The organism is Candidatus Symbiothrix dinenymphae (genome assembly GCF_001431085.1).
Window position 1 is genome coordinate 1 of record NZ_BBRU01000090.1, and the last position, 14,917, is coordinate 14,917.

Annotated in this window: 12 protein-coding genes; 8 read left to right on the plus strand and 4 right to left on the minus strand. The window is 46.6% G+C overall.

All coding sequences use genetic code 11. The features are described 5' to 3' along the window. Nucleotides 1–5: 5 nt before the first annotated feature. The gene (gene infB, locus ASC50_RS01400; RefSeq protein ID WP_056928615.1) at nt 6–2,744 is read left to right on the plus strand and encodes a translation initiation factor IF-2; all 2,739 of its coding nucleotides are present in this window, start codon (nt 6–8) and stop codon (nt 2,742–2,744) included. A gap of 174 nt (nt 2,745–2,918) precedes the next feature. Further along, nucleotides 2,919–3,143 carry a hypothetical protein gene (locus tag ASC50_RS07035; protein WP_158648257.1) on the plus strand — a complete coding sequence of 75 codons (225 nt, stop codon included), beginning with the start codon at nt 2,919–2,921 and terminating at the stop codon, nt 3,141–3,143. A 307-nt stretch (nt 3,144–3,450) separates the two neighbouring features. On the opposite strand, the gene ASC50_RS01405 is transcribed toward ASC50_RS07035, so the two are convergent. Continuing rightward, nucleotides 3,451–5,718: a monovalent cation:proton antiporter family protein gene (locus ASC50_RS01405; RefSeq protein WP_158648258.1), complete on the minus strand. Its 2,268-nt coding sequence runs from the start codon at nt 5,716–5,718 to the stop codon at nt 3,451–3,453. Nucleotides 5,719–5,851: 133 nt separating this feature from the next. Between ASC50_RS01405 and corA the strand changes: the two genes are divergently transcribed. The 6 genes from corA (at nt 5,852) to ASC50_RS01435 (ending at nt 11,608) form a co-directional block, all read left to right on the plus strand. Then, the gene (gene corA, locus ASC50_RS01410; RefSeq protein WP_055432605.1) at nt 5,852–6,790 is read left to right on the plus strand and encodes a magnesium/cobalt transporter CorA; all 939 of its coding nucleotides are present in this window, start codon (nt 5,852–5,854) and stop codon (nt 6,788–6,790) included. A gap of 3 nt (nt 6,791–6,793) precedes the next feature. Further along, a complete protein-coding gene (locus ASC50_RS01415) occupies nt 6,794–7,765 on the plus strand; it encodes an RsmD family RNA methyltransferase (RefSeq protein WP_056928612.1) in 972 nt (323 codons plus the stop codon). Between the two features lie 362 nt (nt 7,766–8,127). Continuing rightward, nucleotides 8,128–8,868, plus strand: a complete 741-nt coding sequence (locus ASC50_RS01420; protein WP_055432607.1) for an MlaE family ABC transporter permease — start codon at nt 8,128–8,130, stop codon at nt 8,866–8,868. Then, a complete protein-coding gene (locus ASC50_RS01425) occupies nt 8,869–9,558 on the plus strand; it encodes a hypothetical protein (protein WP_055432608.1) in 690 nt (229 codons plus the stop codon). It abuts the gene before it with no gap. Further along, entirely contained in the window at nt 9,543–10,397 is an 855-nt protein-coding gene (locus ASC50_RS01430; RefSeq protein ID WP_055432609.1) for a metallophosphoesterase family protein, read from the plus strand. The genes ASC50_RS01425 and ASC50_RS01430 overlap by 16 nt, the downstream gene beginning before the upstream one ends. Before the next feature lie 32 nt (nt 10,398–10,429). Beyond that, the gene (locus ASC50_RS01435; RefSeq protein ID WP_055432610.1) at nt 10,430–11,608 is read left to right on the plus strand and encodes a glycosyltransferase; all 1,179 of its coding nucleotides are present in this window, start codon (nt 10,430–10,432) and stop codon (nt 11,606–11,608) included. A gap of 34 nt (nt 11,609–11,642) precedes the next feature. Here ASC50_RS01435 and ASC50_RS01440 read toward each other — a convergent pair whose 3' ends face one another. The 3 genes from ASC50_RS01440 to ASC50_RS01450 form a co-directional block, all read right to left on the minus strand. Beyond that, nucleotides 11,643–13,121 carry a Fic family protein gene (locus tag ASC50_RS01440; RefSeq protein ID WP_056928613.1) on the minus strand — a complete coding sequence of 493 codons (1,479 nt, stop codon included), beginning with the start codon at nt 13,119–13,121 and terminating at the stop codon, nt 11,643–11,645. 161 nt (nt 13,122–13,282) lie between these two features. Continuing rightward, the gene (locus tag ASC50_RS07040) at nt 13,283–13,621 is read right to left on the minus strand and encodes a hypothetical protein (RefSeq protein ID WP_158648259.1); all 339 of its coding nucleotides are present in this window, start codon (nt 13,619–13,621) and stop codon (nt 13,283–13,285) included. A 139-nt stretch (nt 13,622–13,760) separates the two neighbouring features. Next, on the minus strand, nt 13,761–14,726 hold the full coding sequence (locus ASC50_RS01450) for an SGNH/GDSL hydrolase family protein (protein WP_056928614.1): 966 nt from the start codon (nt 14,724–14,726) through the stop codon (nt 13,761–13,763). Nucleotides 14,727–14,917 lie beyond the last annotated feature (191 nt).

The following is a 14,917-nucleotide window of genomic DNA, read 5'->3' on the forward strand; positions in this document are numbered from 1 at the left end:
AAAATTTGAATGTGGGGCTTACGACGGTGGTCGAGTTTCTGCAGCGGCAGGGCTATGACCATCCGGATGCTGACCCAAATACTAAAATTGAGGACGTGGAGTACGACCTGCTCGTCAATGAATTTAGTTTGGATAAGAATCTGAAAAAGGAAGCCGAAAAAATCCGCTTTGACCGTCGCGACAAGGACAAAAAGGGCACCGTGACGGTTCCGGGCTATGTGTCGAAGGGAGAAATTCCAACGGTTATCCCCGAAAAACTCAAGCCGAAGTTCACCGTCACCGGCAAAATAAAATTGGACAAGCGCGGTAATCCCATTGCGGACAAAAAACAGAAAGAAGTGGTTGCCGCACCACCCAAAGAATCCAAAGAATCCAAAGAAAAGAAGCGTGGAAAAGGGGGGCAAACCCAGAAAGAGAAGGTTGGCGGGATAACGCTTGTGAACACTCCAACGCCTTCCGGTGCCACCACTGTCGGCGAACCGTTCCGCTATTTCCCAAAACCAACCATAGAAGGTCCTAAGGTGACCGGTAGCATTGATTTGTCCATAATCAATCTATCGACCCGCCCGAAAAAGAAGACGAAGAAAGAACGTGAACAAGAGCGTTCCGACAAAATCAAAACCGTTCCACAGCATGTACCAAAGAGGAAAAAAAACGCAGCAGCTCCAAAGCCGGAACCGCGCGCCGTTCCACCAACGCTGACGAAAAAAGCAGATATTGACCCGACGCAGAAAAAGAAGCGCAAACGCATCAAAAATGAACGAATAGACATCGAGAAGGGTGCTCCGGCAGTGAAGCCAAATCCCAACATGAAGCTCCGCAAATATGGCGAACGGAGCGAAGTGAGCGAAGAAGATGTGCAAAAACAGGTAAAGGAAACGCTCGCCCGTCTGACGAACAAAACGCAGAAAAAGGGTGCTAAATACCGCAAGGAAAAGCGCGATGCCTTCTCACAGCATCGCGATGAGGAGCTTGAAGCCTCAGCACACGAAAACAAAGTGCTCAAACTCACCGAGTTTGTAACCGCCAACGATTTGGCAAGCATGATGAATGTGCCTGTGGTGCAGATTATTTCCAAATGTATGGCGATTGGCATTATGGTGTCCATCAATCAGCGTTTGGATGCTGAAGTTATCAATATTGTGGCGGACGAATTTGGGTTCAAAACGGAATATGTCAGTGCCGAAGTTGCGGAGGCTATCGCGGAAGACGAAGACAACCCCGAAGATTTAGTGGCTCGTGCACCCATTGTGACGGTCATGGGGCATGTTGACCATGGTAAAACATCGTTGCTCGACAATATCCGCAACACCAATGTGATTGCCGGTGAAGCCGGTGGAATCACGCAGCACATTGGTGCCTACAATGTGCAATTGGGCAACGGTCGCCGCATCACTTTCCTGGACACTCCCGGTCACGAGGCGTTCACGGCTATGCGTGCGCGTGGTGCCAGCGTGACGGACATCGCCATCATCATTGTGGCGGCAGACGACAGCGTGATGCCTCAAACCATTGAGGCTATCAACCATGCCGCCGCTGCAAATGTGCCTATGGTGTTCGCAATCAACAAGATAGATAAAGCGGGAGCCGACCCTGAAAAAATAAAATCAGCCCTGTCGCAGATGAATTATCTGGTGGAAGATTGGGGCGGCAAATATCAGTCGCAGGACATCTCCGCCAAGCAAGGCATCAATGTCAACGAATTGATGGAAAAGGTGTTGCTGGAAGCCGATATGCTGGAACTGAAAGCCAACCCCAAACGCAAAGCGGTTGGTTCAATCATCGAATCGTCATTGGATAAGGGGCGTGGCTACCTCGTGACGGTGCTTGTGAAAACCGGTACGCTCCAATTGGGCGATGTGGTGTTGGCAGGCACGCACTTTGGACGTGTCAAAGCCATGTTCAACGAGCGCAATCAGCGCATCACGGAGGCAGGACCTGCCGAACCGGTGTTGGTGCTCGGTCTGAACGGTGCCCCCCAAGCCGGCGATGCCATCAATGTGATGGATACCGAGCAAGAAGCCCGCGAAATAGCATCCAAACGCGAACAGCTGCAGCGCGAACAGGGACTGCGGACACAAAAAATGCTGACCCTGGACGACATCGGTCGCCGCATTGCGATAGGCAATTTCCAACAGTTGAACGTCATCGTCAAAGGCGATGTGGACGGCTCTGTGGAGGCGCTTTCCGACAAGTTAATCAGCCTGTCCACTGCGCAAATTCAGGTCAATGTCATCCACAAAGGCGTAGGGCAAATTTCCGAATCGGATGTTACCCTCGCAGCAGCCTCCGAAGCGATTGTCATCGGCTTTCAGGTGCGCCCGTCGCAATTGGCTCGCAAAGCAGCCGAACAGGGAGGCGTGGATATTCGCTTATACTCAATTATTTACGATGCCATTGAGGAGGTTAAAGCCGCGATGGAAGGTATGTTGGCACCGGAATTTAAGGAAGAAATCACCGGCAATGTGGAAGTGACCGAAGTGTTCAACATCACCAAAGTGGGTACCGTGGCAGGCTGTCTGGTGCGCGAAGGCAAAATCAAACGCGGCAACAAAATTCGCATCATTCGCGAAGGCATCGTGATTTATTCCGGCGAACTCGGCTCGCTGAAACGCTTCAAAGACGATGTGAAAGAGGTGCTACAAGGCTACGAATGCGGTCTAAACATCCAAAACTTCAACGACATCAAAATAGGCGACATCGTTGAGCCGTTTGAAGAGGTGGAGGTGAAGGCAACGCTGTAAGTTGTCTGAACGGCGATTTTTCAGGATAAAAGGATTGGCAGGATTTTTTGAAAATCCTGCCAATCCTTTTGTCTGAACTTTGATTTTCGTATGATTTCAGTGATTTTTTATGATTGTTTTGAATCATACAAATCGGCTAAATCTTTTTTTTTAGGTGCTATTATTTCGCAAACGGTGTTTTGTCCCGCAGGGACAAATATACATAGCCTTTTATCCCGTAGGGATTATAGCTCGGTAGAAAAGCCAATCCTCACCTCCACCCTGCATCCCGTAGGGATGCAACCGTTTGCGGATGATGTTGCATCCCTACGGGATGCAGGAATTGGGGGAGGCATTCCATTTCTACCGAGCTATAATCCCTACGGGATAAAACACCGTTTGCGAAATAATAGCACCTGAAAAAAAGATTTAGCCTGATTTTAAGATGATTTTAATGATTTGTATGATTAAAAACAATCATAGAAATCATCTGAAATCATACGAAAATCACAGTTCAGACGATTAACAATCATAAAAATCATAAAAATCATCTTAAAATCAAAGTTCAGACAACAGAAATCACACGAAAATCCCGGTTCAGACAAAATTGCAGTAGAGACGTGGCGCGCCACGTCTCTACTCAGAAAAGATTGGCAGGATTGTTCAACAATCCTGCCAATCCTTTAATCCTGAAAATCCTGATTCAGACAAAAAAAGTTCATCCCCCCTACTCTTTCTTAATAGCATGCAAGCGTTTGATTTTTTCTTTTTCGCCTACCAACCAGAGGATGTCGCCGGCTTCAAACACCAAATCCAAGTCCGGTTCTGTGATTGACCAGCCTGCGCGCTCTACGCCCACCAGCATGCAATCGTATTCGTCTTGCAAATGTGCTGTCAGTGCCGTTTGTCCAACCAAATCGGCACCTTCTTCTAATTCCACCTGCCGAATTTGCACGGCTGGGAATTGTTCGGCTTGATAGTCGGCGTATTTTTCGCGCTTTTCCTCGATGCGTTGCTGAAATTGTTCCATTTGCTTGTCGGTGCCCAGCACTACGAGGTGGTCGTTGGGGAAAATGCGCTCATCGCCGTTTGGGATGTTGATGCGGATGCCGTTGCGCATGATTGTAACTACGTGTACACCAAACGATTGGCGAAACTGCAACTGCTTCAGACTTTGCCCTACGATGGAAAATTGCGGCTGTATTAGAAAGTCGGACAGGTGTAAATCGCGCCGTATCACATGTTTCACAAATCCCTTTGGGATAAGGGCTTGCGCCTCTTCAAGATGTTCTTTTTCGTTGAAATTTTTATGGAAACGCTCATGCAGCCGCTCACTGGTTTTGTGCAACCGCCGCGAAGTCGCAAAGAAAATAATCAGCAGCGACCCCACCGCAATCGCCAATATCAACCCCACGGCAAACAGCTGATTCAAAATGTACACAATCAAGCCCACACACATCACCGTGCGCACCACAATGGTGAAAATGAGCGGTGCACGATTGACTTTATTGTGCTGCCAAAGTTGCAAAAACTCCTTAGAATGGTCTTTGTTGGTGATAATCACGCGCAAAAAGGGCGAAATGGCGAGTATCGTTACGACAGCACCTGCGATATTGGCGTGCAATTCCGGTAAGTAGTTGTGCAGCAGCGGGAAACCGAACGTAAACGCAAAATAGACAATCACGATACATATAAAGAAGTACATCACCACGGAGGTTATCATATTGCGCAGGAAGCGTTTCCAGAGGCTTTCTTCGTTCAAAATGGGTGCGCTGCTGGCTCCTGTCGAATTTCGATTCAGATAGTTCAACCATTTCGCGGGCAACCTGTGCTCTAAGACTCCATAAGCCTTTGGCGATGCTTTTATGATATAAGGCGTGGCAAAAATCGTGATGACGGATGCCCCCACAATCGTCTGATACAGAGAACTTTCTATCACTCCCAAACTCAATCCGAGATTGGCGATAATAAAGGAAAATTCGCCGATTTGCGTCAACGAAAAACCGGACGAAACAGCTGTTCTCAAATCTTGCCCCGACAGCAACACGCCCCCGGTTGCAAAAAATATTTGACCAATAATCACGACCGCACTAACCACCAGAATCGGCATAATATTAGCCCAAAGTTCGGGCAGCGACACCATCATGCCCACCGACACAAAAAATATCGCCCCAAAAAAGTTTTTAATCGGAAAAATAAGTTTCTCAATCCGTTCGCCGACAAGCGTTTCCGCCAAAATGGAACCCATGATAAACGCCCCCAATGCATCCGAAAAACCCGCTTGTGTGGACAAATAAACCATGCCCAAACACATCCCCAACGATACAATCAATAGCGTTTCGTCGTTGAGAAACCGTTTCATTTTGCGTAAAAAAGTCGGAAGCAAATAGGTCCCGAGTAAAAACCAGAACAGCAGGAAAGCCACCAATTTGAACAGACTAAACAGCAAGTCCTGCCCCACTTCAGCGTTCTTACTCACAGCCACCGTAGAGAGCAAAACCATCAACAACACCGCCACCAAATCCTCTATAATCAAGATGCCCATGACAATGGACGCAAAACTTTTCTTCGTCAAGTTCAATTCCTCAAACACCTTGATGATAATCATGGTGGAAGACATACAAATCATCGCGCCAAAAAACACGCTCGTCATGCTATCCCAACCGAAGCACTGCCCCACAATATAGCCCAAGGCAATTCTCGAACTCGCAATAAAAATCGTAGAAACGAAAGCGGTAGGACCCACCAGCATCAGTTTTTTAAAACTAAATTCAAGTCCCAGCCCAAACAAAAGAAAAATAACCCCAATGTCTGCCCAAATCTCAATGTCGTGATACTGAGGCATGTCTTTCTTTACAAAAAACGACATCACGATACCGGCAACAATATAAGCCAATACAATAGGCTGCTTGAGCCATTTAAACAGCAGCGAAAAACAGCCCGCCAGCACCAATATAAGCGCCAAATCAATGATTAGTGGTGATAAATGTTCCATAATTTTGTTTTTTTTTCGCGTGCAAAGATACAAAAAATTGTCTGAATCAGGATTTTCGTTTGGAAATCTCGGAATTTTCATGTAATTTTGCACCGATTTTCAGAGGGGTGTATCCTTTTAATCTCGTTAAGTTATGTCGGAATTCAAACTTTTTTATCAGAAAGACGGTGCCATCAAGGTGAGCCGTAGTTTGGAGTTTCTCAAAAAAACGCCTACGAGTCAGTTCCTGTGGATTGACCTCAACGATGTGGATGAGGAAGTGGAGTCGCAATTGGAAGAATTTCTCAAGATTTACATTCAGGAAGAGGAGGAAATGATTGAGATAGAAACCTCTTCGCGCTTTGTGGAAACCCGTGATACTCTGGTGGTTAACATGAACTTCCTGAGCGATGACTACGCCAAAAATCCGGTGTCGTTCATTATCAAAAATAATATCCTGATTTCGGTGCGCAACGGCGAATTGGCATCGTTCACGGAGACGGTGAAGCGTATGTTTGCCAACCCCGAAAATTATCAGGCAGGTTGGAACGTGTTTCTGACCCTGATGGACACGCGCATCGAGTTTGACGCCGATATGATTGAGGCTAACACGCAGGAAATCACACAGTTGAGTAACACCATTCAGGAAGCCGACGAAGACGCACTGATGAAAATCAAAAACTTGCAGGAAAAAACGATGATGTTTCGCGAAAATATCATCGACAAGCAGCGCGCCGCATCCAACATGCTGCGTAGCAACCTCTTCCCGAAAGACCTGCACGACAATCTCACCATCCTGATTAAGGACATCAACTCCCTCTTGGAGCACATCCGATTCAGTTTTGACCGTCTGGACTATCTGCAAGATACATTCCTCGGCTTCGTAAACATCGAACAGAACAAAATCATCAAGATATTCACCATCGTGTCGGTGCTTTTCATGCCGCCCACGCTCATCGCGAGTATCTACGGGATGAACTTTGTGGGCATGCCCGAACTGGATACTCCATGGGGCTATCCCGCCTCCATTGGTGCCATGGTCATCTCCTCTCTCGGCATCCTGCTCTGGTTCAGAAAAAAGAAATTTCTCTGAGTTATGTACGAACTGATTGATTCCGGCGATTACGAAAAACTTGAACGCTTTGGGCAGTACGTCCTCCGCCGCCCCGAGCCGCAAGCTGTCTGGCGCAAAGCATTCTCTGATAGCGAATGGGTGGCACAAACCCATGCCTGGTTTCGCAAAGCCCCCCGCAGGAGTGAATTGCATTTGTCCTCCAACGCCGAAGGCAACGAAAAAGGCGAATGGATTTTGACGGCGGGAATGCCCCAACAGTGGTTTGTGGACTATACATACACCGATTTAAAGTTGCGCTTCCGCCTCGGATTAACCTCTTTCAAGCACGTAGGCATTTTCCCCGAACAAGCAGAAAATTGGAACTACATTTACGACACTGTGCGGGAGATTGCGGGCACCGCCATTGCGCGCACCGGCGCGCACACCGTCATTGCGGGCTTGACCCGCAACCCCCTGCCAATAGAAGCACCTCGCGTCCTAAACCTCTTCGCCTACACCGGCGGAGCATCGCTGGCTGCAAAATCAGCCGGTGCCGATGTAACACATGTCGATTCCGTCAAACAGGTGCTCAACTGGTCGCACGAAAATATGGAGGCTTCGGGGCTTGACAACATCCGTTGGGTGTGCGAAGATGCCCTGAAATTCGTCCTCCGCGAAGCCAAACGCGGCAAAAAATACCACGGCATTCTCCTCGACCCTCCCGCCTACGGGCGCGGTCCCGACGGCGAACGCTGGATTCTCGAAGACGACATCGCCGCCCTGATGCTCGCGTGCAGCCAAATAATCGAACCCGACAACGCATTCATCGTCCTCAACCTCTATTCAATGGGCTTTTCTGCGCTCGTGGCCGACAATTTGGTGCGCGACTACTTCCCCCGCCTCACCCAACGCGAATCCGGCGAACTGTTTTTGCCCGACCAAGCCAACCGAAAATTGCCACTAAGCGTTTTTTGCAGAGCAAAAACAGGAACCTCATGTTCACCTCAGGGTTAACGCATTAAAATTTGGGTATTGCTAATTAAATACATATTTGTACCTTTGCACCCGAAATTTTTAGTAAAAAAAATGACAATGATGACATAGATAAACATATAATGTGCGATTGAGCACATTCGGAACGACATATTGGAATGACGTTTAGTTTATTCTTTGGTGCCTAAAATTTCCACAATTTCAAGCACACCAATGGGAATAAGTCTATAACGTTCGCGCGTGGTGCGTGGACATGGCTTATTTGTTGGTGTGGGTCGTGGAAAACCTTAGGCACAGATGGAGTTAATTTTTGTCTGCGCTTTTTTTGTGTACAAAAAATTGTGTAAAAAAATGAGGTTTAGAAACGTAATATACAGATTTATATGTTTAAGACATTCGCGAATTTTGGAAAATATGTGCTTTTGATGCAGCGGGTTTTTGCCGTGCCGCAGCGGTGGAGAGTGTTTTTCAAGCAAGTTGTTCAGGAAACTTACAAACTCGGCGTTGATTCGCTCGGGATTGCGATTATCATTTCCGTTTTTATTGGGGCGGTCATCACGATGCAGGTGTCCATCAATATCATGTCGCCGCTAATTCCCCGATTTACAGTGGGTTTCATCACGTGTCAAACGATTTTGCTGGAGTTTTCGTCCTCTATTTTGTGCCTGATTTTGGCGGGAAAAGTAGGGGCGAATATTGCTTCGGAAATTGGTATGATGCGTGTGACGGAACAGATTGATGCTCTGGAAATTATGGGCATCAACTCGGCTAACTACCTGATACTGCCAAAGATAGTTGCTTTTGTCCTTTTTGTACCTGTACTAGTCATTTTCAGTATGTTTTTTGGGGTGCTCGGCGGCTATTGCATTTGCTGGTTCACCGACATCGTGTCGGTACCGACTTACGAATACGGGATTCGATACAGTTTTATCCCCAATTTTGTGTTCTATTCGCTTTTGAAAGCCATGGTTTTTGCCTTCATCATCGCTTCGTCCGCCGCCTATTTTGGTTATTATGTCAAAGGGAGTGCCCGAAATGTGGGCGAAGCGAGTATGAATGCGGTCGTCAACAGCAATGTGCTGATTTTGGCTTCCGATGTATTAATTACTTTATTATATATTTAAATGATTGAAACAAAGCACATTGGCACAGTTTTATTATGTATCCCGCACTTGCTTTTTGCGCAGGGAAATCTTGCGGTTGAAGCCGAGGCGGAAGTCGGCAACAGCGTTACAACATCCTCTCTAATGGGTGGAAGCCTTGAATTGGAGTGGAATGCCGCCGCCGGATTTGTGCTGCAAGGGGGCGCAAAATGGACGAGCGAAGCAAAACAAACATTTTATGTTGCCAACACCAACACGTTTTTGCTCGGAAAACTACCCTTGCAGCTGCATGAAAAGTTCCTTTACAACCGCTATGAGGCTTGGGATATACAAGATTTGAACTTTTTTACGGGATTGACACTATTGAGAGGTCGTTTTGACGGCACGCTTGGGCTGACAACGCGGATTATCGCAATGATTGATTCTTACGATGAAACGATTGTGGAGCCGTTCAACCTGCAATACGACTTGGGGCTAAGCCTCTTTCCGCAGCCTGAAACGTGGAATATCCGCCTTGGGGCAAGCAATTACGATGATTTTCTCTTTGAACGTACCGAAAGCGTGATTTTTTCATTGGGCGGCAACTACCGACTGTCCGAACAGTGGCGGTTTCAGGGCAGTGCCAACCTGCGACCGGCGGGAAATTTCGGTTTGAGTGCAGATTATTATTCATTTTACATAAACATAGGAGTCAGATGGTTAATTCATTGAAACACAGTTTTTTATTTGTCCTGTGCGCAGGTTTTTCCTCGTGCAACGAAGCAGATATTTGGGGCTTTTTCACCACTTCAAGCGAGGGAGTAGAGGCGCGAGCGGCGCAATCATTGAGTTGGAACGAGGCGAACGGTTACGATACTATTCGCATCAATCAAGCGCAATACCGCATATATATTGCGGGCGATTCGCATATTGGAACAAGCCATAATGCCGGGCGACTGTTTTCGGATGCCACCGCAGACAGTTTGTGCGCCGCCACAATCTTTGTGGGCGATATAACCAACACGGGGCATGTGCCTGATTTCACCGCCACAGTCGGTTTGTTTAGCATCCAACCGAAGCCCACAAAAGCCGTAATCGGCAACCACGACTTGTATTTCGATGGCTGGGAGTATTTCAAGCAGCATTTTCACACGTCCGTTTACTACTTTATAGTCGAAACGCCCGTCGGCAGCGATTTGCACATTTGCCTCGATTCGAGCAGCGGCACGCTTGGCGTAACACAAACCCGCTGGCTGGAACACACGCTGACCACGTTGCGAAAAAAGCACCGCTTCTGCTTCGTTTATTCGCACACCAATATGTTTCGCACCGACTGGTCGCAGTCGCCAAGCGGTAATATGCCACTCGAAGAAACGTATCATCTGATGAGCCTGTTCTCAAAACACGCTGTGAATATGGTCTTTATGGGGCACGACCACGCATCCGCCAAAAACAGTTTTAACAATGTGCAATACATTACGCTGGACGCCATATCCGACAAGTGGGGTTCGCCCTCGTATGGTCTGCTGTCGTGTGGCGAGGTATTTGCGTTTCAATTCATTTATTTGTAACAAGTTATGAAATTATTATACAAAGAAAAATCATGAGAAATATTGGTATTGAAAATGATGAGCGCATTATTGCAGGGCAGTTCATGGACAGTTTTTACCCCGCGTATGACGGCGTGACGGTGTGTATGGACAACTACGCCAAGTACCTCGCGCTCAAAGACGGCGCGTTTGTCGTTGCCTCCAAGTATAAGGGCTTTGTGGATACATCGCCATACGATGTGTACCGGCTGAACGGCATACAGATTCCCGGCTTACAGTACAAATTCATATTGCCGAACTTCAATCGCCACACGATACGCGACATCAAGCAGCGCGAACTTGATATTTGCCACAGCCATTCGCCGTTTATGGCGGGCAAAATCGCTGTGGATGTGGCGCGTACAAAGGGTATTCCCATTGTTTCTACCTTCCACACACAGTTCAAAAGCGAGTTTTACAAATACACACACAACAATTTTATCACCAATCAGTTTGTCGATATGGTTATCCGCTATTACAACCGTGTGGACGAGGTGTGGGCAGTCAATCAAAACAGCGCGGACGTGCTTGCGGGCTATGGCTACAAGAAAGACATTTTTATCATGCACAACGGCACCGATTTGCATTATCCCGATGATGCAGCGAGCAAAATCAAACGCATTAAGGACAAGCATAATTTGACCAACGAGGAGATTTTTCTCTTTGTCGGCAGGCTGACACTGCTAAAAAACATCGACTTAAGCATCAAAGCCTTGCAACTTTATCGTCACACGGGCAAAAAATTCAAGTTTTTTGTTGTCGGTTACGGAGACGATGAGAGCAAACTCAAAAAGATGGTTTCGGATATGAATATGGACGACTGCGTGGTGTTTGTCGGCAAAATCACCGACCGCGATTGGATGACGGGGTATTATTTGGCGAGCGACTTGTTTCTGTTTCCATCGGAATATGACAACGACCCGCTTGTCAAAAAAGAAGCCGCCGCTTGCCGCACCCCATCCATTCTTGTGCGCGGCAGTAATTCCGCCTACGATATATTGGAAAACGAAAACGGCTACCTTATCGACAACACTACCCCTGAAAGCATGTTTGAAAAAATCACATCCGTTATGAGCAACCGCGCACGACTGCAAGAGGTGAGCCTCAACGCCGAACGCACAATAGCCATGCCGTGGGCGAAAGTTGTGGATAAGGCATACGAGCGATACGGCGATGTAATTAAGGCATACTAAACGGTAAGTGTACGCTTTTGACATATTGGCAACCTCAGCCGGAGCGGTCAATGAAATTCAATTTTGCCTCTGACGGCTCTTTACAGGCATTCGTCTCTTTGAGATAGTTATTTACCTCATCAAAACTTTCGCCAAAGATGTTGTTGGAGAAGTGCTGAAGTTTATCCATTACGCGAATATAGGTGTCCGGCTCTTTCCGGTTGGTCATTTTTTTTAGCGACATGAGGTAATCTTCCCGATATACGGTTGGCACAATAATCCGCGACTGCCCGCTTTTGAACAGTTCGGCATTGCCCATAATCCATGAAATCCTGCCGTTGCCATCGGTGAAAGGGTGAATTTCGGACACCATAAACATGATAAACAGAGCCTTCGCCATCGGGTCGGTCAATGCGGCATAATAATTAAACCCTTGCCTTAATGTGCCTTCCACCAGCGTGTGTTCCACAAATTCTGTGCTCCCTGCCCGATTGTTTCGGTTTTTGAACATGCCGGCATTCACCTCCTCCGCCCGTTCCAACATCATCGTTAAATGTCTGTTTTTGAGCAGTTTAATCAACTCATCTGCCGTTGACGGGGTGGTTGTCATTTCTTGACGGTTCGACAGGATGTGGAACGTTCCCAAAATGTCGTGCGAATCTTTGACCCGTTTGGAGACTGCAATACCGGTTTCGACAATGTGCCGGGCATCGTCTATCGTGAATTTTGTGCCCTCAATGTAGTTGGAGAAATAAGCTTCAAAGAAAGAAAACAACAGAAATGACTCTTCGGAATCGTTTTTGTCCGGGCGTTCGGGAAAATAGTAATCCTTCAATTTGTCGTAGAGAATTTCAAACAATTCCACCCGTTGGGCATCAAAAGGCATCCCGGTGGCTCGCGCTTTGGCAGACGCGGAACTCAGCACTGCGCTATTGTGGGTGCTCAATAAGGCTGAAATGAGGGCGTTTAGCTTCTCAAATTCGGGTGCAAAGTCTAATTGCTCTGCGACTGTTTTGGCTTTATCTCGAAATTTGTTGATGCCTGCCTCGCCCTCTCTGATAATGATTTTTTCTAATTTATCCTCAATAAATTCGACGGGAAACGCCTTCGATTCGCCGCCTTTTTTTCTGGTAGTTTGCATGTTTTCCAGCATCCAACGCCACTCGGAGGAAACGTAAATGCCATCCAAGTTCACATCGCTATCCAAAGCCGGCTTCCCGGCCATCACATTGAGCGTAAAGCCTTTCAAATCAGTAATTCTCTTGGTGTAATTGCTTGTAACAAAGAAATTTCCCGTTTCCGTAGGGCGCAATTCGGAAGCACTCCGATGACTGATGACCGCATTCGGAAAACGCCATTTGAGAATTTCAAAAAAATGCCGCTTAATAATACGCTCCACCGCATCCCGCAAATTAGGAGAATAGATGCGGGGGGCGATTTGCATTATTTTGCCGGACTTTTCGGCATTGCCAATCTCCCTCGAAACTTCAGGGTCGGAAGATGCAAAAATAATTTCCTTATTAAAATCTATCATTTACAAATTTTGTCGATTATAAATCCTTTTTCGGGCACAAAAGTACAAATTTTTTCCATTATAAACCTCATTTTGGTAAATTTTGTCGATTATAAATTCGATTTGAGTGCAAATGTGCGAAATTTGTCGATTATAGACCTCGTTTGGGCGAATTTTGTCGATTATAACGCAGCTTTTGTTGAAATATCTGAACTTAAAACCGTTACATTACCGGATACCGGCTGTTTATATGCCGCGCTGTTTACCTTGCTGTTCTTTATTTCAAGCGTTGCCGGGCGGTTATATGAGGCGATTCTGACCGATGCACCCGGAACGAAGCGGATGTTTTCCAATGTTATTTGAGCGGAAGGGTAATTTAAGCCGCTTTCGCTTTCGGTATTCTCTAATTGAATATCTCCGCGTGACCATTCAGAATTGATAAATTTAAGGTTGTCCACAGGGGTCACTGCACTCAGCAACGGATTCACGTTTGCCTCAATATGGATATTTTCAAACGTCAAATTACTCTGTACGGGAGCCTCTGAGTTAGGGTAATAACTTCTTGACCAGTTGTCGTGGTCAAAATGGATACGGAATGCTGTTTGTCTTTCTTTTTGCAGATAGATATCTTTAAAATGGATATTTCGGCATCCTCCGATTTTAAATAATTCCCAAATACCGGAAACGTTTATATATGAGTTTACCTATTGATTCATAGCCTTTTGCATTGAAATGTACATGGTCGCTAAGCAGTGATGGCGGCACTTTTCCTTCGCTCATTGCCTCTGTATCTGCCTGTGTTGGAATCATATCAGCATCCTGTAATCCGCTTGTAGCCAAGTATTCGCGTAAATTGATGTAATGCGCCCCAAATTCTTCGGTCATGAGTGTTTCCAGGTCTGCTCTTTCGGCTGCCGTTCCCGATGTCAGTCCTAATATGACGAACTTTTGACAAAGGCTGAAATCAATCACGGCATTGTATTGGGCAACTAAATCGGCATTCGTGGCATAGCTTCCATTTTGTCCGATGAAGAACACATTGGCAAATTGACTTCGATATTGCCGCATAGATGAGGTAAATACAATTGATTTCTCATGCAAAGTAACCGGTGCATGTCCGGCGATGACCCGTTGGAGAGTATATCTGCCTGCGGCATCATCCCATGCGCTTCCTGTCCAACGGAGAGTGCACTCAATTTCATCTATCACACAATAGTTGACAGATGCTTCTCCACCTTGCAGCAGTGGACCGACCGGACGGCCGTTCCAAGAACTAACGAATGAATGGTCTCTATCCCCGATAATCACGGCGGAATTATCGGCAGGAAGTTCAACCGAACGAGCCAATTGCATCGGGATTCCGCCTTGTCGCGCAGCAATCGTCAACGAACCTTCGCCGCCAACGCCACAGTTGATAACCTGAAAATCCACTCCGAACAGGGACTGCAATACATTGGGGTATGTTGTTCCGTCACCACCTGCGCCTGCGGTGAGGCTATCGCCCCATGTACAAACAATCAGTTTTGGTTTGCTTTCACCCGAAGTATCATCTCCTTGGCAGGCTACAAACACTAAACTTAGTGCGTAATACAAGAAAACACAAACTGTTTTTTTTATAAAATTCATATTGTTTTATCACTTCACACAAATTTTCGACCGCAAAGTTAGCAAATTTTTCCATTATTCAAAAAAAAAATGCTACCTTTGCCGACAAACAACATCAAAAAAATGAACAACAATACAAATATTCGCCGCCGTAGGATGCCGATTGGCATCCAGACCTTTGATAAGATGGTGCTGGAGGATTGGGTCTATGT

Bases quoted from the DNA above. Each gene is read 5' to 3' on its own strand.
- ASC50_RS01425 (WP_055432608.1), top strand. From the start codon at position 8,869: ATGATTGAAACAAAGCACATTGGCACAGTTTTATTATGTATCCCGCAC.
- ASC50_RS01430 (WP_055432609.1), top strand. From the start codon at position 9,543: ATGGTTAATTCATTGAAACACAGTTTTTTATTTGTCCTGTGCGCAGGT.
- ASC50_RS01405 (WP_158648258.1), bottom strand. From the start codon at position 5,718: ATGGAACATTTATCACCACTAATCATTGATTTGGCGCTTATATTGGTG.
- ASC50_RS01440 (WP_056928613.1), bottom strand. From the start codon at position 13,121: ATGATAGATTTTAATAAGGAAATTATTTTTGCATCTTCCGACCCTGAA.
- ASC50_RS01420 (WP_055432607.1), top strand. From the start codon at position 8,128: ATGTTTAAGACATTCGCGAATTTTGGAAAATATGTGCTTTTGATGCAG.
- ASC50_RS01415 (WP_056928612.1), top strand. From the start codon at position 6,794: ATGTACGAACTGATTGATTCCGGCGATTACGAAAAACTTGAACGCTTT.
- ASC50_RS01435 (WP_055432610.1), top strand. From the start codon at position 10,430: ATGAGAAATATTGGTATTGAAAATGATGAGCGCATTATTGCAGGGCAG.
- ASC50_RS01450 (WP_056928614.1), bottom strand. From the start codon at position 14,726: ATGAATTTTATAAAAAAAACAGTTTGTGTTTTCTTGTATTACGCACTA.
- corA (WP_055432605.1), top strand. From the start codon at position 5,852: ATGTCGGAATTCAAACTTTTTTATCAGAAAGACGGTGCCATCAAGGTG.